The organism is Mesorhizobium sp. M0983, assembly GCF_040318975.1.
Taxonomy (GTDB): Bacteria; Pseudomonadota; Alphaproteobacteria; order Rhizobiales; family Rhizobiaceae; genus Mesorhizobium.
Genome location: NZ_JAMYNH010000022.1, coordinates 56,840 through 75,174, shown reverse-complemented (window position 1 = coordinate 75,174; position 18,335 = coordinate 56,840). Strand labels below are relative to the sequence as shown.

Annotated in this window: 14 protein-coding genes and 1 pseudogene; 6 read left to right on the top strand and 9 right to left on the bottom strand. The window is 63.3% G+C overall.

The features are described from left to right. A pseudogene (locus tag NKH71_RS27745) lies at positions 1-186 on the top strand (NADP oxidoreductase coenzyme); the annotation flags it as partial. Between the two features lie 262 nt (positions 187-448). Here the strand turns inward: NKH71_RS27745 and guaA are convergent. The 4 genes from guaA to NKH71_RS27725 all read right to left on the bottom strand — a co-directional run bounded on the left by guaA (position 449) and on the right by NKH71_RS27725 (position 4,669). Then, the gene (gene guaA / locus NKH71_RS27740; protein ID WP_352482341.1) at positions 449-2,011 is read right to left on the bottom strand and encodes a glutamine-hydrolyzing GMP synthase; all 1,563 of its coding nucleotides are present in this window, start codon (positions 2,009-2,011) and stop codon (positions 449-451) included. Positions 2,012-2,097: 86 nt separating this feature from the next. After that, positions 2,098-2,748: a 5'-methylthioadenosine/S-adenosylhomocysteine nucleosidase gene (locus NKH71_RS27735; protein WP_352895493.1), complete on the bottom strand. Its 651-nt coding sequence runs from the start codon at positions 2,746-2,748 to the stop codon at positions 2,098-2,100. A gap of 27 nt (positions 2,749-2,775) precedes the next feature. Further along, on the bottom strand, positions 2,776-3,234 hold the full coding sequence (locus tag NKH71_RS27730; RefSeq protein WP_023716493.1) for a PaaI family thioesterase: 459 nt from the start codon (positions 3,232-3,234) through the stop codon (positions 2,776-2,778). Positions 3,235-3,379: 145 nt separating this feature from the next. Beyond that, a complete protein-coding gene (locus tag NKH71_RS27725; RefSeq protein ID WP_352493859.1) occupies positions 3,380-4,669 on the bottom strand; it encodes an RsmB/NOP family class I SAM-dependent RNA methyltransferase in 1,290 nt (429 codons plus the stop codon). 348 nt (positions 4,670-5,017) lie between these two features. Here NKH71_RS27725 and NKH71_RS27720 point away from each other — a divergent pair, with 348 nt between their 5' ends. After that, the gene (locus tag NKH71_RS27720) at positions 5,018-5,695 is read left to right on the top strand and encodes an MIP/aquaporin family protein (protein ID WP_023677138.1); all 678 of its coding nucleotides are present in this window, start codon (positions 5,018-5,020) and stop codon (positions 5,693-5,695) included. Positions 5,696-5,772: 77 nt separating this feature from the next. Here the strand turns inward: NKH71_RS27720 and katG are convergent, their stop codons facing one another. After that, positions 5,773-7,971, bottom strand: coding sequence for a catalase/peroxidase HPI (katG, locus tag NKH71_RS27715; RefSeq protein ID WP_352895492.1), 2,199 nt, complete (start codon positions 7,969-7,971; stop codon positions 5,773-5,775). Positions 7,972-8,119: 148 nt separating this feature from the next. Between katG and NKH71_RS27710 the strand changes: the two genes are divergently transcribed. Both NKH71_RS27710 and NKH71_RS27705 read left to right on the top strand, forming a co-directional pair. Further along, a complete protein-coding gene (locus NKH71_RS27710; protein WP_352856267.1) occupies positions 8,120-9,028 on the top strand; it encodes a hydrogen peroxide-inducible genes activator in 909 nt (302 codons plus the stop codon). Positions 9,029-9,461: 433 nt separating this feature from the next. Then, positions 9,462-10,649: a coiled-coil domain-containing protein gene (locus NKH71_RS27705; RefSeq protein ID WP_352895491.1), complete on the top strand. Its 1,188-nt coding sequence runs from the start codon at positions 9,462-9,464 to the stop codon at positions 10,647-10,649. An 898-nt stretch (positions 10,650-11,547) separates the two neighbouring features. Here NKH71_RS27705 and NKH71_RS27695 read toward each other — a convergent pair. Beyond that, positions 11,548-12,150 (bottom strand): cupin domain-containing protein, encoded by a 603-nt coding sequence (locus NKH71_RS27695; protein WP_023716487.1) that lies wholly within the window; start codon positions 12,148-12,150, stop codon positions 11,548-11,550. A 321-nt stretch (positions 12,151-12,471) separates the two neighbouring features. Next, positions 12,472-13,119: a TetR/AcrR family transcriptional regulator gene (locus tag NKH71_RS27690; RefSeq protein ID WP_023716486.1), complete on the bottom strand. Its 648-nt coding sequence runs from the start codon at positions 13,117-13,119 to the stop codon at positions 12,472-12,474. A 114-nt stretch (positions 13,120-13,233) separates the two neighbouring features. Between NKH71_RS27690 and NKH71_RS27685 the strand changes: the two genes are divergently transcribed. Both NKH71_RS27685 and NKH71_RS27680 read left to right on the top strand, forming a co-directional pair. Further along, complete coding sequence (locus tag NKH71_RS27685) at positions 13,234-14,127, top strand: NAD(P)/FAD-dependent oxidoreductase (protein ID WP_023716485.1); 894 nt, start codon at positions 13,234-13,236, stop codon at positions 14,125-14,127. A 21-nt stretch (positions 14,128-14,148) separates the two neighbouring features. Continuing rightward, complete coding sequence (locus NKH71_RS27680) at positions 14,149-14,622, top strand: methyltransferase family protein (protein ID WP_023716484.1); 474 nt, start codon at positions 14,149-14,151, stop codon at positions 14,620-14,622. A 475-nt stretch (positions 14,623-15,097) separates the two neighbouring features. On the opposite strand, the gene NKH71_RS27675 is transcribed toward NKH71_RS27680, so the two are convergent. Then, positions 15,098-16,201 (bottom strand): calcium:cation antiporter, encoded by a 1,104-nt coding sequence (locus tag NKH71_RS27675; RefSeq protein ID WP_023716483.1) that lies wholly within the window; start codon positions 16,199-16,201, stop codon positions 15,098-15,100. 84 nt (positions 16,202-16,285) lie between these two features. After that, on the bottom strand, positions 16,286-18,052 hold the full coding sequence (locus NKH71_RS27670; protein ID WP_352792069.1) for an AMP-binding protein: 1,767 nt from the start codon (positions 18,050-18,052) through the stop codon (positions 16,286-16,288). Positions 18,053-18,335 lie beyond the last annotated feature (283 nt).

The window sequence follows — 18,335 nt, the reverse complement described above, 5'->3', positions numbered from 1 at the left end:
CACCGGGTCGTCTTTCTGTCGAGCGACGACGAGGACGCGACCGCTCCGGTGGCGGCCTTGGCCAAACAACTCGGGTTCGCACCCGTCAAGCTGGGAAAGCTCAGCGAGGGTGGCGCGCTGGTTCACGCACGCGGCCGCACGTGGGGCCAGCTCATCTTCCAGGACCTGTTCAAGAAGGAGCAGTAATCGATCTACGACCGTGTGGTCGACGCCGAGAACTGGTCGCGCGCTAACTTCTTCGAGCAGCGCGCGACCGAATATTTGAAGGCCACAAAGTCGCGAAGGTTGGGGTGGGCCCGACGGGGTATGGGCGCCGTTCGAAGAGCGGGGAGACGCCCGACACAGCGGCAGATCTGCCGGTCGCCTAGAACCTATCGGCTGCTATCGATGGCCTAGGATTCGCTCGAGTGTCCTCTGCTATCCGATACTACTCCACCGCACTCCCTCCTCACTCCCACTCGATCGTGCCTGGCGGTTTGCTCGTCACGTCGTAGACGACGCGGTTAATGCCGCGCACCTCGTTGATGATGCGGGTGGCGGCGGCGCCCAGGAATGCCATGTCGTAGTGGTAGAAATCCGCAGTCATGCCATCTACCGAGGTGACGGCGCGCAGCGCGCAGACGAATTCGTAGGTGCGGCCGTCACCCATCACGCCGACGGTCTGCACCGGCAGCAGCACGGCGAAGGCCTGCCAGATGGCGTCGTAGAGGCCGGCCTTGCGGATCTCATCCAGATAGATGGCATCGGCCTCACGCAGGATCTCCAGCTTTTCGCGGGTGATGCCGCCCGGGCAGCGGATGGCGAGACCGGGGCCGGGGAACGGATGCCGGCCGATGAAGCTGTCGGGCAGGCCGAGCTCCTTGCCGAGCGCCCTCACCTCGTCCTTGAACAATTCGCGCAGCGGCTCGACCAGCTGCATGTTCATGCGCGCGGGTAGGCCTCCGACATTGTGGTGCGACTTGATCGTCACCGACGGTCCGCCGGTGAAAGAGACGCTTTCGATGACGTCGGGATAGAGCGTGCCTTGCGCCAGGAAATCGGCGCCGCCGAGCTTCTCGGCCTCCTCCTCGAACACTTCAATGAACAGCCGGCCGATGGTCTTGCGCTTCTTCTCCGGATCCGACTCGCCCTCGAGCGCGCCGATAAAACGGTCCGAAGCATCGACCAGGATCAGCGGCAGATTGTAGTGCTGGCGAAACATCTCCACCACGCCGGCCGCCTCGTCCTTGCGCATCAGCCCGTGGTCGACGAGGATGCAGGTCAGCTGATCGCCGACCGCCTCGTGGATCAGCAGGGCCGCGACCGAGGAATCGACGCCGCCCGAAAGCGCGCAGATCACCTTGCCCTTGCCAACCTGCTTGCGGATCGTCTCGACCGCGTGCTCACGGTAGGCCCGCATCGTCCAGTCGCCTTCGATGCCGGCGATGTTGTGGACGAAGTTTTGGAGCAGCCTGGCGCCGTCCGGCGTGTGCACCACTTCGGGGTGGAACATGAGGCCGTACATCTTGCGCTCGACATTGCCGAAGATGGCGAAGGGCGAGCCCTCCGATTTTCCGAGCACCTCGAATCCCTTCGGCAGGGAGATGACACGGTCGCCATGGCTCATCCACACCTGGTGGCGCTGGCCGGGCGCCCACAGGCCCTCGAACAACGGGCTGTCCTTGGCGATCTCGACGAAGGCGCGGCCGAACTCGCGATGGTCGGAGCTTTCGGCGACGCCGCCCATCTGCACGCACATCGCCATCTGGCCATAGCAGATGCCGAGCACCGGCACGCCGGCGTCGAAGACGATCTGTGGCGCGCGCGGACTGCCGATGTCGCTGGTCGAGGCCGGACCGCCGGACAGGATCACCGCCTTTGGATTGATGCGCTTGAACGCCGCCTCAGCCGACTGGAAGGGCACGATCTCGGAAAAGACGCCGGCCTCGCGAATGCGGCGGGCAATCAACTGAGTGAACTGGCTGCCGAAATCGACAATCAGGACGGTGTCGGGATGATTGGCTGTTTTCATGGCGAGCGTTTAAAGAAAGAAACGAGTCGGCGCAATGGGTTGCGGGGCGTCTCTCTCACTCCGAATCCGCATCTTAATGGGACAGGTCAAAACTGCAGCGTGTCAGACGCGATCGCCTGTTCCAGCAGTTGCACCGCCCCGGCCAGCTTCTCGTCGATGACATGCAGGTATTCCGTCCAGTCGCCGACGTGTCTCAGATCGGCCGCCCCGTCGGAAATGCCGCGCAGGCCGATAAGCGGCACGTCGAACAGCTGACAGGCGCGCAGGCAGGCGAAGGTCTCCATGTCGACCATATCAGCGGCGACCGCGTCGTAGGCGGCGCCGAAGACGATTGCCGCGCCGGTGGACAGCGTCGCCGGCCTGATGCCCGGTATCCTGAACGGTAGCGGCACACCGACAGGCAGGTCGAGAAACGGCGTGGCGCCCTTCTCGAAACCCAAGGGCGAAGCGTCCATGTCGCGGTAGGCGACCGAAACGGCCTGGTAGATTTCCGTCTGCTCCAGCATCCGGCTGCCCGCCGAACCGAGCGACACGACCAGATCCGGCAGCGCCTTCCCGGCGTGCAGCCGGGACAGTTCGGCGCTGAGCCCGACGCCGGCCTCGACCGGCCCGACGCCGGTCATCAGCGGCGTGAACAGCCGCTGCAAGTGTGGGCCGTATTCGGCTTCGGCCGCCATGACGAAGAGAACGGACTTGCCGGAAATCAGGGTGAGCTCACCAGGTGTCTTGCCGGCCATGATCGTCTGTCCTCCCCTGCCCGTTCCTCAGCCCTCGATATCGTCGCGGCCGAGCACCGTCATCATCGTTCCGGTCATCGTGGCGATCAACTTGGCCTCGCCGTCGGTGGCGAACGCATAGGCCTGGCCATCGGCGACGATAATGGTGCGACCGGGCTTGGTCACCGAGCCGCGGAACAGGAAGCGCTCGCCCCGGCCGGGCGCCAGCAGATTGACCTTGAACTCGATGGTCAGCACGCCGGAATTTTCCGGCATCAGCGAGAATGCCGCATAGCCACAGGCCGAATCGAGAGCCGTCGAAATGACGCCGGCATGAAGAAAGCCGTGCTGCTGGGTCAGTGCCGACGAATAGGGCATTTCGATCTCGATGATACCGGGCGTCACCAGCGTCAGCTCGGCGCCAATCGTCATCATCGCGTTCTGGCGCGCGAAGGACGTCCTGACGCGGTCCTCATAATCGGGAGCAGGAACGATCTTTGCTGCCATGGCCGTCGCCCTTCGTTTCTCGACAAATCTTATTGCAGAGGCATTTATCGCAGAGGGGTGGGCGGCAGGCAATCGCAAATGCTGCACTGCAGCAATTGGCTAAACCTGCTGATAAGAAGCGAGATCGGCGACATCCGGCAACCGTTCAGCCAGCCCGCCGCAGCGCGCAGAAATAAAAGCCGTCGGTGCCGCTCAGCAACGGCGACAGCGAAATGCCGCCCGCGGCGCCAATACGCACTGCCGCTTCGTGGCCCGCAAAACGGCTGTCCCAAAGCTGGCGGTGATCGACCGGGACAAAGCCGGGATGGCGGTCCCGGAAGGCCGAAACCTGGTCGCCATTCTCCTCGTCGAACACCGAACAGGTGATGTAGACCAGCAGGCCGCCGGGTTTGACGAAGTCCTTGGCGGCATCGAGTATCGTCTCCTGCTCGCCCTTGCGGGCGTCGAGCTGCCTTTGCGTCAGCCGCCATTTGGCATCCGGCCGGCGCCGCCACGTGCCGCTGCCGGTACAGGGCGCATCGATCAGGACGATATCCATGTGCTTGCCGAGCGGCGCAAGCTCGGCCGGCTTGGTGACGATCTGCACATTGCGGTTTTCCGAGCGGCGGATGCGGTCGAATATCGGCGCCAGCCTTGCCTTCTCGGCATCGTGGGCGAAGATCTGGCCGCGATTGTCCATCGCCGCGGACAGCGCCAGCGTCTTGCCGCCGGCGCCGGCACAAAAGTCGAGCACCTGCATGCCAGGCTCGGCGCCGGCCAGTTCGGCTGCAATCTGCGAACCTTCGTCCTGAACCTCGAACCAGCCTTTCTGGAAGGCCGGTTCGGCCTGCACGTTCGGGTGCCTGCCGTCGCCGTCGATCGGCGGGATGCGGATGCCGTGCGGCGCGATCCGCGCAGGCTTGGCGCCGGTCTCCGCCAATTCCGCCAGCACCTTGCCACGATCGGCCTTGAGCGTGTTGACCCTGAGGTCGAGCGGCGGGCGAGTGCCAAGCGCGGCACCCTCTTCCACCCAGGCCGTGCCGAACGCCCGCTCGAACAGCGGCATGCACCAGTCAGGGATGTCTGCCCTGACAGCCGGCGGCGCGTCGGTGAGCCGGCGAGCGGCGAGGGTTTTCAATTCGTCGGCGTTCAGCAGCGGCGGCGCGAACTTGTCGCCCTCGAGCGCCTCGTTCAGCGACTGCGCCGTCTGGCCCCACTCGAGCAGCAGCGCGCCGAAGCCGATGGCGCGCGGCGTGTCTTCGCCCAACAGCCAGCCGGCCGAGCGCTTGCGGCGCAGCGCGTCATAGACGATGTTGCCGATCGCGGCGCGGTCGCCGCCACCGGCGAAGCGGTGCGACAGGCCCCAGTCCTTCAGCGCATCGGCCACCGGCCGGTGGCGCCGGCCAATGTCGTCAAGCACTTCGATGGCTGCCGCCAGCCGCCCGCCCAGTCTCATTGTCGTCTTCCATTACTCAGCAAAATAAAATCCGGCCCTGCTCTTAGAGCTTTTCGTGTCCTGATTGAAACAGTTCTGTTTCCCCGACGGCGAGACAATCCATGCAAGGCGGGTGACGAATGTGGGTTCGTGCATCGCGAGCCGCCGCCACCAAGCGGGCGTCGGCATGCGGAACCAAATAATTCGATCAATATATTACAAGCTTCTAATGTTCTTGTCTGGCGGGCGCAAGCACGCCGGCTGGTGCAACTGCTCTGCTTTGCAACTTTTGCGGTTGCGAATACTCTTTGCGCGGTGATTCGCGTCGCAGAAAAAGGCGGAGCCGCGGGTCGATACGAGGAGAGGGCAATGAAAACTTATCTGGCGGAAGTTCTAGGCACGTTTCTATTGGTGTTCATCGGCACGGCTTCGGTGGTGACGGGCGGCTTCGGCGGCGCGCTGCCGCTTGGCCAGGAAGGTATCGGTCTGGCATTCGGCATCGGCCTGATTGCGGCGGCCTATGCGATCGGCCCGATTTCCGGCGCGCACCTCAATCCGGCGGTGACGCTCGGTGTGTTCCTCGCCGGGCGGATGCCGGCCAGGGACGTCATTCCCTACTGGATCGCGCAGGTCATCGGCGCCATCATCGCATCGCTGGCACTGTGGATCATCGTCTCCGGACAGGTCGGCGGCCACACCGGCGGCTTCGGCGCCAATGGCTGGGACGTGACGAAATGGGGCGTCAGCTCGGCCTTCCTGTGGGAGCTGATCGGAACCTTCACCTTCGTCACGGTGATCCTCGGCGTCACCAACGCCAAGCACACCACGGCCTTCGCCGGCCTCGTAATCGGCCTGACGCTGGCCGGCCTGCATTTCGCCATCATCCCGGTGACCGGCACATCGCTCAACCCGGCCCGTTCGATCGGACCGGCGCTGTTTTCGGGAACTGCGGCGATCGGCCAGCTGTGGCTGTTCATCGTCGCGCCGCTGATCGGCGGCGCCATTGCCGGCGTGGTTGCCAAGGCCGGCATTTTCGAGAAGGACTGACTTTTCGGAGGCCCAACGAAAAGGCGCGGGTCGAGGCCCGCGCCTTTTTTGTTGCGTCGAGAACTTCGTGTGCTGGATCAGGCCGCGAGGTCAAAACGGTCGGCGTTCATCACCTTGGTCCAGGCCGCGGCGAAATCCCTGACGAACTTCTGCCCGGCGTCGGCCGAGCCGTAAACCTCGGCAAGTGCACGCAACTGCGCGTGCGAGCCGAAGATCAGGTCGGCGCGGGTGCCGGTCCACTTGACCGCCTTGGTCTTGCGGTCGCGCGCTTGGTAGACTTCAACGGAGCCGGCGGCCGGATCCCAGACCGTATTCATGCTGAGCAGGTTGACGAAGAAATCGTTGGTCAACGTGCCCGGCCTGTCGGTGAACACCCCGTGCTTCGACTGGCTGGTGTTGGCGCCGAGCACCCGCAAGCCGCCGACGAGCACAGTCATCTCCGGCGCCGTCAAGGTCAGCAGCTGCGCCCGGTCGACCAGCATCGCTTCGACCGACATCGGCGGCTTGCCCCTGACGTAGTTGCGGAAGCCATCGACTTTCGGCTCGAGCGCGGCGAAGGACTGGACATCGGTCTGTTCCTGCGAGGCGTCCATGCGGCCTGGCGTGAACGGCACCTTGACGGCATGGCCGCCGTCTTTCGCCGCCTTCTCGACCGCGGCGACGCCGCCGAGAACGATGAGGTCGGCAAGCGAGACTTTCTTGTCGCCGGACTGCCCGGCGTTAAACTCGCTCTGGATGCCTTCGAGCTTTTCGAGCACGTTGGCCAGCTGCGCCGGCTGGTTGACCTCCCAATCCTTCTGCGGCGCCAGGCGGATGCGGGCGCCGTTGGCGCCGCCGCGCTTGTCGGAGCCGCGGAAAGTCGAGGCCGACGCCCAGGCGGTCGAAACCAGTTCTGAAACGGACAGGCCGGAGGCCAGGATCTTCGCCTTCAGCGAGGCGATGTCCTGCTCGCTGACCAGCTCGTGGTCGATTGCCGGTATCGGGTCCTGCCAGATCAGCTCTTCCTTCGGCACGAGCGGGCCGAGATAGCGGACGGCCGGACCCATGTCGCGATGCGTCAGCTTGAACCAGGCGCGGGCGAAGGCATCGGCGAACTGATCAGGATTCTGATGGAAGCGCCGCGAGATCCTCTCGTAGGCCGGGTCGACGCGTAGCGCGAGGTCGGTGGTCAGCATCGCCGGCGCGCGGCGCTTCGAGGGATCGTGCGCGTCCGGCACGGTGCCTGCACCGGCGCCGCCCTTCGGCGTCCACTGATGGGCGCCGGCCGGGCTCTTGGTCAGCTCCCATTCGTAGTTGAACAGATTGTCGAAGAAGTTGTTGCTCCATTTGGTCGGCGTCGTGGTCCAGGTCACCTCGAGGCCCGAGGTGATGGCGTCGCCGGCAATGCCGGTGGCATGCTTGCTCGACCAGCCGAGGCCCTGCGCCTCGATGCCGGCGTCTTCCGGCTCCGGGCCGACGAGCGATGCATCGCCGGCGCCATGGGTCTTGCCGAAGGTATGGCCGCCGGCGATGAGCGCCACGGTTTCCTCATCGTTCATGGCCATGCGAGCGAAGGTCTCGCGGATGTCGCGCGCCGCGGCCAATGGATCGGGCGTGCCGTTCGGCCCTTCCGGGTTGACGTAGATCAGCCCCATCTGCACGGCGCCGAGATGGCCCTGAAGTTCGCGGTCGCCGGAATAGCGCTCGTCGGCGAGCCACTTGGTTTCCGATCCCCAGTCGACGTCCTGCTCCGGCTCCCAGACATCGGCGCGGCCGCCGGCGAAGCCGAAGGTCTTGAAGCCCATCGATTCCAGCGCGACGTTGCCGGTGAGGATCAACAGGTCGGCCCAGGAGATTTTCCTGCCGTATTTCTGCTTGACCGGCCACAGCAGCCGGCGCGCCTTGTCGAGATTGGCGTTGTCCGGCCAGCTGTTGAGCGGCGCGAAACGCTGCTGGCCGGCGCCGGCGCCGCCACGGCCGTCGCCGATGCGATAGGTACCGGCGCTGTGCCAGGCCATGCGGATGAAGAGCGGGCCGTAATGGCCGAAATCGGCCGGCCACCAATCCTGCGAATCGGTCATCACCTGGTGCAGATCCCTGATCACCGCATCGAGATCGAGGCTCTTGAATTCCTTGGCGTAGTCGAAGTCCTCGTCCATCGGGTCCGACAGGCTGGACTGCTGATGGAGGACGCCAAGGTCAAGCTGGTTCGGCCACCAGTCACGATTGCTCCTCCTGGCCGGTCCATGTGGGACCGGGCATTTGCCGGCGCTGTTGTCGTCGGTTTTCGCGTCCATCTTTGCCTCCGATTTTGTTGATTTTCCGGGATTTTGTTGATTTTCCGGGCAGGGCCAGCAGCCGCGCCATTCTGGAATGGTTCCAGACTAGCCTGCCCAGCCGATAAAGACAAATTGCCTTTGCTGTTTATTCTGATAGGTTTTCCTTATGATTGGCTTGACCGTCCGGCAGATGCATTATTTCGAAGCGCTGGCGCAAACGCTGCATTTCGGCCGTGCGGCAAAACTCGCCGGCGTCAGCCAGCCGGCGCTTTCTTCGCAGATCGCCGAGATGGAGCTGCGGCTCAATTGCCGGTTGTTCGAGCGCGGCGGCAAGGCGGTGCGGATGACCGACGAGGCGCAGGCCCTACTGCCGCGCATCGAGCGCATTCTTGCCGACGTCCGCGACGTCGAGGCGACGGCCCGGCGCGGCCGCCCGGCGCTAGAGGGCCGCTTCCGGCTCGGCATCATCCCGACGGTGGCGCCCTATCTCTTGCCGCATGTGCTGCCGAAGCTGAAACGGCATTTCCCGGCATTGCAACTCGAATTGCGCGAGGCGGTGACCGCTTCGCTGGTCGAGGACACGGCTTCGGGAAAGCTCGACGCCTTCGTCGCGGCACTACCCCTCGATTACCCAGGCCTGGTCACCGAGGCGCTGTTCTCCGACCGGTTCTTCCTGGCCGTCCCGGCCGGCGACCCCGCCTTCGCCTCGCCGCCGGTGCCGCCGGAAAGCCCGGCACTGGAGCGGCTGATGCTGCTGGAGGAAGGCCATTGCCTGCGCGAACAGGCGCTCGCCGTCTGCGGCAGCGTGCGGCCGGTGGCAATGGCAAGCTATGGCGCGACCAGCCTGACGACGCTCTTACAGATGGTGGCGCACGGGCTCGGCGTGACGCTCATCCCGGAAATGGCGGCGGGACCGGCCAGCACTATCCCCGATCTGAAGATCGTGCCGTTCCAGGAACCAATGCCGCAACGCACGATCTGCCTCGCCTGGCGGCGCAACAAGGTCCGCCACGACGAATGCGTCGAACTGGCCAAGATCATCCGCGGGCTGGATGCGGCGGTGCTTGCGGCTTGAGCGGCGGGGGGTGTCGGTCAATGGTCTGGTTTAGGCCGAAGCGGACCGCAAGCCCCTTCTAAAGGAACGACTTCAACCTTTTTAGTCTGGTGTTGACTCGAAGTCGACCTTCGCAGACCTGAATGGCTGCTTTGCGCCGCATCACAGCCGTTGGGTAGGGAAGATGGTCATCCCGAAAGCCGAAAGTTCCGTTTGTTCGAATGATGACAACTAAGGAAATAGGAAACAGCCTTTGCGCGCAATTCCGTGCTTTGGCGTTGCCGAGGGTGCTTCACTAGCATTGATCTTTTTGGTGCGGCATCCGCGGCGTGCAGTAAGTGGAGAATACAATAGCGGTGAGGGCCGCGATCGGTGAGGTTCAGTGATGAATCATGCGCAGAGTACCAGGTCAAAATGTCTCCGCTGTGACTTCACCCTTATTAAACGACGGCCCTTGATTTTACTTCACGAGATACGCGGCATGGGGTGCAACGCCATACCATCCCTCATTCCGTTATGCCTCGTTCTGCTGTTGGCATCTCCGGCAAATGGTCAGTTGGCGCCCGAAGCGTCAGCGGTTGCCACAGCTAACGACAGCTCGTCGGTCGTGGTTTCCGAACACACCGAGGTCGGCAAAGAACCCGGCAAGCCACAACCGAGCGCGCTCGGATCCCCTATATCTAGAGAGCTGGTGGTCAGCGGAACACAGGCACTCAAAACACGGGCACTCAAGGAGGGCGCGCAAACGCCGCTCGGCGAGCATGAGGAGGCTTTACGCCGCGAATTGGCCGCGGCACGAGTGGAGCTAGAGGTTATGCAGCGCGGCGCACGTGAGCTAAGCGCCCAGGCACACGTACTGGCAGACACGGTGGCTCAGCAAGCACAAGCCCTAAATGAGCAGCAGCGAACAGACGAAGCGCTCGCGCTCGATCTGGAGGCGGCGCAGCGCGTTATCGAAAGCTACAGGGCCGAAGCCAGTCTCTGGAACAGCGAGAAGGCTGCCGCGCTTGGAGCGCACCCCTCTATGGACGCATCCCAGCTTGCTGCGAAGCGAACGCTTGATGAGGAGCGGCACAAGGTTGAGCTCTTGGAACAAGAACTTACCACGGCTCGCCAAACTATCGATGCTCTTAAGAAAGGCGCAAATCTGGCAGCCGTCGAGCAGGCCAACGCCATAAGGGACCGACAGGTGGCCGAGGCCGCGCTAAAGCAGGCTCGAGAAACACTCGAACGGGGACGCGAACGAGCAGATTCAGCTGTACGTGACCTCGATATTGTTCGCCAGGAACGCGATGCTTTAAAGCAGAGCTCGGTAGATTTGAGTGCCGCGCTGGACCAAGAGCGTGAAAGGGCTATCGGTCTAGCCCGCAGCCTCAGTGCCGCGCGTGAGGCAATTGATATTGTCAAGGGTAAGCGTCGCACTGCGGCTGTGGAGCGCGCGCCGAAAGCACGTACCCCCGCGAGTGCACTTGCAAATAGGGTATCGCATTCGGGCGCCCAACCAGCCCGTAAACCGGACTTGCCGAAAAAACAGAAAGTGAAGGTCCAAAAGTCGCCGCAAACTGCTCTGCTGGCAACCATACCTCTTGCCGCAGCATTGCTTCCAACACGGCCATCCAAAAGCGGCGAGCCGCGCCAGTGAAGACTAGGGAGCGAAAGCCGCAGGGGAGATGACAATGAACAAGTATGTCGCAGCCGCGTTGACGATCGGGATCACAATTGGGCCTGCCTCGGCTCTTGAAGCAGGTGTGGGCGGTAGGGCCGGCGGTGTCGGGGTCAGTGCTGGAGTGAGCGCCGGTTCGCAAGGCGTATCTGTCGGGGCGGGCACGAGCGTCGACGGCGTAGGCGGAGCAAATGTTGGAGCTTCGGTCGGTGCAGAAGACGGATCAGTCGACGCAGGCGTTAGTGCCAGCGGCAACGTTGGTGACACAAGCACAAGTGCCAGTGTGGGCGACGATCCGTCCGCCGAAAACGAAGCGGCTACCGCACCCGACAGTTCGACTGCAGTGACGGCCCCTTCCCCTGCCAAGACCGCCAGGCAATCCATCGTCCTGCCACCCGTCCTCAGGCCTTCCAAAGCCGGTGGGAGTGACTCCACCAAGGGGTATCCCTTTGGATCTCTGGGACCACTGACAGCGAGACCCGGTACGCCGGTTGCGGTCGTGCAAGCCTGCCGCGCGGCGATCATGGCCGCTGCGACGCCGCTTGGCGCCGTCCGTGTCCACGCGGTAAGCGCAGGCGCATTGCGTCAACTTCGGGGTGCACGCACGGCGCCGATCGAGGTGCGAATAGACTACGCAAGAAAGGGTGGCATCGAAGTCCGACAGGCGCAAGTCAGTTGTCGCCTCGATGCGTCGGGCAGGGTCACTGCGATAACATAGCACCAAGCCTGATTGCCAGAGCTGCCGCACGCCGACAGCGGCACGATCCTCTTCGCCATCTACAAGGCGGCCTTCTTCGTCGGTGGCGCCGTAGGTGTTGGTCAAAGGTTCGGTTTGAGCCACGAAGCCAACCCGCAAGCCCCTTCGAAAAGAACGGCTTCAGTCCCTGTCCCAGGCTGCGAGCAACGGGCCTTTGCTTCCATAGACAGGGTCCTTGCGCGGCCGGCCAACCTTGGGGATCGTTACGACCGCCTTGGCATGGTAGGCGGCAGTCGTGCACAGGTCATAGGTGCCGGATTGAGGATAGGCGCCGACGACTAGAAAATCGTCGGATGCGGAAAGACGCTGGTGCCCGGTGCCGGCCGGAAGCACCGCGACGTCGCCGGCCTTCAGCGACAGCGTTCGTCCCATCTTGCCGCCAAAGCGAACCTTGGCCGTGCCGCGCGCGACGCCCAGCACCTCATGTATGCGCGAATGGTAGTGAACGTAGTTGTAGATGCCGTTGCGCCAGCTATCGCCCCAGCCATTGGCTTCAAAAAGCGCCTCCATGACAGCCGCCGGATCGAAGTCTTCGGGCAGCGTCACGGCGCCGCGATAGACGACCAGCGGCCAGAACGGATGGTTGGGCACCAGCCCGTCATCCCTGAACCGAAATGCATTCGCTTTGCGCGGCCTCAGGAGGTCGGCGACCTCTCGCCTGTCTGGCCTGGCGATGCCGGTGACCTGCTCGACGGCCTTCTTCGTGGTTTGCAGAATGCTCATGGGGTGGCCCTTGGGTGGTTTGGAGCTCCATGCCGGTTAATCGGCTGCGTGGCGGTTGGTTCCGCTAGGGTTAGAGTTCCGCGATCTGCACCATGGCGGCTCCGCAACAAGGTCCGGCAAATCCTGAATGGCTGCTTTGCGCCGCATTTTTGCCGTTCAGACCACCATTGCAGCTTCCCGAAAGCTGACGGTCTGCTAAGCCGGCACTAAGGCCTCGAATGGGGTGGTAGCGGTTACTCCGCCGGTCAGCCCGCTGCCCAACGATAATAGTCGCGTTGATGTCAATGCGAGCATCCCAAATATCATGCAAGTACTCCTAGGCTATCCGCCCGGGTGGTCGTTGCCACCGTGCGCGGCGATGAACATGGCGACGGCCGACCGGCAATAGGATTCGATTTCGTTGTCGTCCTCTGCTCTCGCCTCATCGAAGCGTGCGATAATCAGGAGATCGGATCCTTTGATAAGCGCGGCAAACAAGCGGGCGGACCGGAGAGGGTCGGTCACGTTCAGAACCGCCTTCGCGTGCAACTGACGCAACAGGGCCTCGATTTGGGCGATGACATGGGCGGGGCCGGCTTCGTAATGGAGCTTGCTTAACGACTTTTGATTCGTCTTGTCGGCCATGATCATGGCTTCGACACTGCGGACGTCCGGGTTCAACAGCGTGCGAAGCAGGGATGATCCCACCGCCATGAGCTGATCTTCGGCCGAACCGTCGACGCCTTCAAAAAGGGCCTGTGGTGCAAACTGATGGCAGCGGGCCGCGATGGCCGCGCTGAACAGCGCCTCCTTGTTCTCGAAGTGCCGATAGATGCTGAGCTTGGATATCTTCGCTCGCTGGGCGACCTTGTCCAATGTCGTCGCATGAAAACCCAATTCCTCAAAGAGTTCGCACGCGGCGTCGACTATCGTTTGGCCAAGCGCCTCATTGGCGGGCCGGCCGCGCCGGCCCTGGCTGTTTTCGGTCACGACAATTCCAGTCCTTGACAGTATCATAATTCTTGAATTACGATACCACGCAGTGTCAAAAATGTGCAAGCCAGGCCCAAACCAACCCCTCATCCACATACGGAGCCCATCACCATGGATGACGTCATCATCATCGGCGGCAGCTTTGCCGGTCTCGCCGCCGCCCTGCAGCTCGGCCGTGCCCGCCGCAAGGTCACCGTTCTCGATACCGGCCTGCCGCGCAACCGCTTCGCCGGCCACTCGCATGGTCTGCTCGGCCACGATCACAAGCCACCGCTGGACATCCTGGCCGAAGCGCGGCAGCAGCTGGCGCGCTATCCCACGATCAGGCTGGTCAATGCCCGGGCCGACAGGGTCTCCGGCGCCATCGACGATTTCTCTGTCCTCACTGGCGCTGGCGAAAGCCTTGGGGCGCTGCGACTGATCCTGAGCTATGGCGTTGCCGACCAGATGCCTGATGTTCCGGGCTTTGCCGAAGGCTGGGGCACGTCCATCGTACCCTGCCCCTATTGCGATGGCTTTGAAGTCGCCGGCCAGCATTGGGGCCTCGTCTGGTCCGGCCCGCCGTCGCACAATTATGTCAGGCTGTACCACGACTGGACCGACACGTTGACGGTCTTCGCCGATGGTCACGACATTGCACCCGATATCCGGGCCGATCTGGCGCGCCGCAACATACCTGTCGTTGATGGCCGGATCACCGAAATCGCCCGCCACAGGGGCCACAATGCCACCGTCAAGCTCGATACCGCCCCCGATGTCGCAGTCGATATCTTGTTCGCGCATCCGCGCAACAAGCCGTCCGCAAGCCTGCATGAATCACTGGGACTCGCCACGGTCAATACGCCCCTCGGCATCGCCCTGAAGGCCGACGAGCGCCGCGAAACCAGCATACCCGGCATGTACGCCGCCGGCGATCTTGCAAACCCAGCCATGGCTTCGGTCACCACAGCAATATCGCAGGGCGCGACGGCGGGTATCTCAGCCCAGCAGTCGATGCTTGTTTGAGAGCACAGATTGGAGATGAGCATGGCCGTCGAACCGGACAGCGCGGGTGTGCGCTTCCCTCCGCCCTTCGTCTATCTAGGAGCGCTGCTGTTGGGGCTGGCGGCGGAGCGGTTCGTCACCCTGCGCTCTTTCGGCATCGACTGGCGGTTGCTGGTCGCGACGGGCGCGCTGCTGTTCGTTGCCGGCGCGGCGATGATGCTTGCGGCGGCGGGGCTGTTCCGGCGGCTGGGCACCAACGTTCCGCCGTCGCAGCCAACGACCCTCATCGCAACGACCGGTCCTTATCGGTGGACCCGCAATCCCATGTATCTCGGCATGGCGCTTATCTATTCCGGCCTTGCGATCGGCTTCGACGGGCCGATCGCCTTCGCCTTGCTCCCGTTGGTGCTGATCGCGATCCAGACGCAGGTGATCGCCCGCGAGGAGCGCTATCTCGAAGCGAAGTTCGGCGACGACTACCGCCGCTACAAGGCCGAGGTTCGCCGCTGGCTCTGACTATTCCGCCGCTGCCGCCTGCGGGGCCTTCTGATAAACCAGCACCGGCTTCCTTGCCGCGAGCTATCATATTCTGAAGGTTGCGGGCCGGTGTCACGGAAACCGACTGCCGGCTGACGCAGTACACCCGGCGCCTGAGGAGACGCACATGTCCAAAACCAGAGACACCGAGGCCAGCATCAGGATCGCTCGTCCGACCGCTCTTGGAGAAGCCTGACACACATGGAGTTCGAACACGTCACCTTCGACCTGCCACACTGCACCTTTCACGCGCTGCAGGGTGGTGATCCCGATGGTCAACCGACGCTCGTCTTGCACGGCTTGCCGCCACAAATGAGCCGTCGACGCACCGCACACCGATGTCTGCTTTCGAGAAGCGGTGACCAAGAGCGGACAGACCGCCACCGGCCCATATTGAGACGTTCAAGCAGTTTTCCTAACCTATCCGCCTCTGACCGCCCACCTCCCCCCACCCTCACGGCACAAATATCAAAAACACATACGTGCAAAACACCACCAGATGCACCAGCCCGGTCAGGAACGTCGTCCTCTCGGTGCTAAAGCTCACATTGCAGATGAAGAGCGCCAGGACCAAAAGCACCACGTCGGTCGCCGGCAGGCCCAGGGTCAGGCCTCTTCCGGTCAGCAGGCTGGCGGCGGCGATGCCCGGTATTGTCAGGCCGATTGTGGCGCAGGCCGAACCCATGGCGACGTTCAGGCCGCGCTGCAGCTCGTTGTTGAGGGCGGCGCGAACCGCCGAGATCGCCTCCGGCATCAAGACCAGCCCGGCGATCATCGCGCCGACAATGGCGTCGGCCTGGGGCACCTGATAGGCGACGAGCGCATCCTCGACGCTGGCGGCGACCTGCTCGGCCAGCATGACGATGCCGATCAGCCCGATCAGCAGGAGCAGAGCACTAGCGGCAATGCTTTCGTGGGCGTCGGCTGGCACTGCGGCGCCATGCGCTTGTCCGTCGATGAAATCATCCCGGTGGCGGACAGTCTGCGCGAACAGAAAACCCGCATAGAGCAGCACTGAAAGCACGCTGACGAAGCCGAGTTGGGCGGCCGAGAAGGTGCCGGGATCGGTGGTTCGCGTGTAGGTCGGCAGAATGAGCGTCGTGACGCTCAGTGCGACCAGCACCGCCAGATAGGCGCTGGTCCCTTGGCGGACGATTGCCTGCTTGCGATGACGCCAGCCGCCAAATGTCAGACACATGCCGACAACGCCGGTCGACGTGATCATCACCGTCGAGAAGACGGATTCGCGTGCAAGCGTCGGGTTGTTGGCTCCGTGCAGCATGATGGAAACGATGATCGACACTTCGATTGCCGTCACGGCGATGGTCAGCACCAACGTGCCGTACGGCTCGCCTACCCGCCGGGCCACCGCCTCGGCGTGGTCGAGCACGACGAAAATGGTGGTGAACATGATCGCGCTCGAAAGCGCGCCGATAAATATCCTGGTGCCAAGCGACCCTTCGTCCACCGACACCCCGCTGGCCCTGACCGCGACAGCCATCGCCAGGGCGGCCAACGGCATGCCGTAGGAAACCGCCGATCTTGCGAAACCACTCATTCCAAGCCCCTTCCGCAAGCCGTGTTGCAGGTCCCTTCTGGGCAAGCCCCTTCTGCGAACCCTGCGAAAGCCTGAAGCGCGCGCTCAAGCCGTCTTCTGCGTCACCAATCCCAGTTCGTCGATCATCGCCTGGCGCATCAGGTATTTCTGCGGCTTGCCGGTCACCGTCATCGGCAATTCGGTGCGGAAGCGGATGTAGCGCGGGATCTTGAAGTGGGCGATCTGGCCGGCGCAGAAGGCCTTGACCTCCTGCTCCGTGGTGATCTGGCCGGGCTTCAACACGATCCAGGCGCACAGCTCCTCGCCATATTTCGGGTCGGGAATGCCGAATACCTGCACCTCCTTGATCTTGGGGTGGCGATAGAGGAATTCCTCGACCTCGCGCGGATAGACGTTCTCGCCGCCGCGGATGACCATGTCCTTGACCCGGCCGACGATGTTGCAATAGCCCTCGGCATCGATTGTGGCGAGGTCGCCCGTGTGCATCCAGCCGTCGGCGTCGACCGCCTCGCGGGTCTTCTGCTCGTCGTCCCAATAGCCCTTCATCACGGAATAGCCGCGCGTGCAGAGCTCGCCCGGCGCGCCGACCGCGACGGTGGCGCCTTCGGCGTCGATGGCCTTGACCTCGACATGCGGATGGACCCGGCCGACGGTCGAGACACGCTTTTCCAGGGGGTCGTCGACGCTGCTCTGGAACGACACTGGGCTGGTCTCGGTCATGCCGTAGGCGATGGTCACCTCGGCCATGTGCATCAGCGACACCACCTTCTTCATCACCTCGATCGGGCATGGCGAGCCGGCCATGATGCCGGTGCGCAGGCTGGTGAGATCGAAGGAGGCGAACTCCGGATGGTCGAGCAGACCGACGAACATGGTCGGCACGCCGTAGAGCGCGGTGCAGCGTTCCGTTGCCACCGCCTTCAGCGTGGCGCCGGCATCGAAACCCTCGCTCGGGAAAACCATGGTCGCGCCTTTGGTGACGCAGCCCATCGTTCCCATCGACATGCCGAAGCAGTGGTAGAGCGGCACCGGAATGCACAGCAGGTCGTCGACGGTGAGCCGGATCGCCGCGGTGACGAAATTGCCGTTGTTGACGATGTTGTTGTGAGTCAGCGTCGCGCCCTTCGGCGCACCGGTGGTGCCGCTGGTGAACTGGATGTTGATGGCGTCGTCCGGTTTCAGCCCGTCGGAGATGCGGTCCAGCTTGTCATGCTCGTCGCGCCCGGCCATTGCCAGCACGTCGGCGAAATTGAACATGCCCGGCGAATTCTCCTCGTCCATGCGGATGACGGTCTTTAGCGCCGGCAGTCTGTTGGCGTCGAGCTTGCCGGGGGTGGCCTTGGCGATCTCCGGCGCCAGCGTCTCGATCATGCCGAGATAGTCGGAACTCCTGAACTTGGCGGCGGTGACCAGCGCTCGGCAGCCGACCTTGTTCAAGGCATATTCCAGCTCGACCAGCCGGTAGGCCGGGTTGATGTTGACCAGGATCAGGCCGATGCGGGCGGTGGCGAATTGCGTCACCAGCCATTCCCAGCGGTTCGGCGACCAGATGCCGACGCGGTCGCCTTTCTCGAGGCCGAGCACCAGGAAGCCGGCGGCGAGCGCATCGACGGTGTCCGACAGTTCCTCCCAGGTAAAGCGCTTGTCCTGCTCGACGAAGACGGCGGCATCGAGCGTGCCGTATCTGCCGACCGTATCGGCAAACAGCGCCGGGATGGTCAGGTTGAGCAACGGCACGCTGCGGTCACCGGAGACATGCGCCGTGCCGTCAACCGGCGCAATGAACGAACCGCCATCGCGCTTGCCGCGCAGGTTGGTTGCATTCTTCAACTCGTCGAGATTGATCGGCATCGCCGTGTCCTCCGCAGACAGAACGAGCCTATCAGCCCGGCGGGGTGGTGGAAATCCCGTCGATGGTAGGGCTGGGGTTGGAACTCGCCCTGTCAGGGCCGAAAACAAAAAAACCCGCCACGGCGGGCGGGTGTTCGGGGCCAATTGGCACCATAGCGAGATTAGTAGCATAGCTGCCGGCACAAAGCAAGAACAAAATTGCTGTACATCAGGAAAATCGCTTCGGGTCGGTGCCGCGGCTAGACCGCTGGATCCAACGTTAGTGGTTGGCAAAGGCCGAGGC

Excerpts from the sequence above, each read along its gene's own strand:
- katG (WP_352895492.1), bottom strand. The coding sequence starts at position 7,971 with ATGGACGCGAAAACCGACGACAACAGCGCCGGCAAATGCCCGGTCCCA.
- NKH71_RS27730 (WP_023716493.1), bottom strand. The coding sequence starts at position 3,234 with ATGGCAGCAAAGATCGTTCCTGCTCCCGATTATGAGGACCGCGTCAGG.
- NKH71_RS27735 (WP_352895493.1), bottom strand. The coding sequence starts at position 2,748 with ATGGCCGGCAAGACACCTGGTGAGCTCACCCTGATTTCCGGCAAGTCC.
- guaA (WP_352482341.1), bottom strand. The coding sequence starts at position 2,011 with ATGAAAACAGCCAATCATCCCGACACCGTCCTGATTGTCGATTTCGGC.
- NKH71_RS27695 (WP_023716487.1), bottom strand. The coding sequence starts at position 12,150 with ATGAGCATTCTGCAAACCACGAAGAAGGCCGTCGAGCAGGTCACCGGC.
- NKH71_RS27675 (WP_023716483.1), bottom strand. The coding sequence starts at position 16,201 with ATGAGTGGTTTCGCAAGATCGGCGGTTTCCTACGGCATGCCGTTGGCC.
- NKH71_RS27725 (WP_352493859.1), bottom strand. The coding sequence starts at position 4,669 with ATGAGACTGGGCGGGCGGCTGGCGGCAGCCATCGAAGTGCTTGACGAC.
- NKH71_RS27710 (WP_352856267.1), top strand. The coding sequence starts at position 8,120 with ATGATTGGCTTGACCGTCCGGCAGATGCATTATTTCGAAGCGCTGGCG.
- NKH71_RS27680 (WP_023716484.1), top strand. The coding sequence starts at position 14,149 with ATGGCCGTCGAACCGGACAGCGCGGGTGTGCGCTTCCCTCCGCCCTTC.
- NKH71_RS27685 (WP_023716485.1), top strand. The coding sequence starts at position 13,234 with ATGGATGACGTCATCATCATCGGCGGCAGCTTTGCCGGTCTCGCCGCC.
- NKH71_RS27720 (WP_023677138.1), top strand. The coding sequence starts at position 5,018 with ATGAAAACTTATCTGGCGGAAGTTCTAGGCACGTTTCTATTGGTGTTC.
- NKH71_RS27670 (WP_352792069.1), bottom strand. The coding sequence starts at position 18,052 with ATGCCGATCAATCTCGACGAGTTGAAGAATGCAACCAACCTGCGCGGC.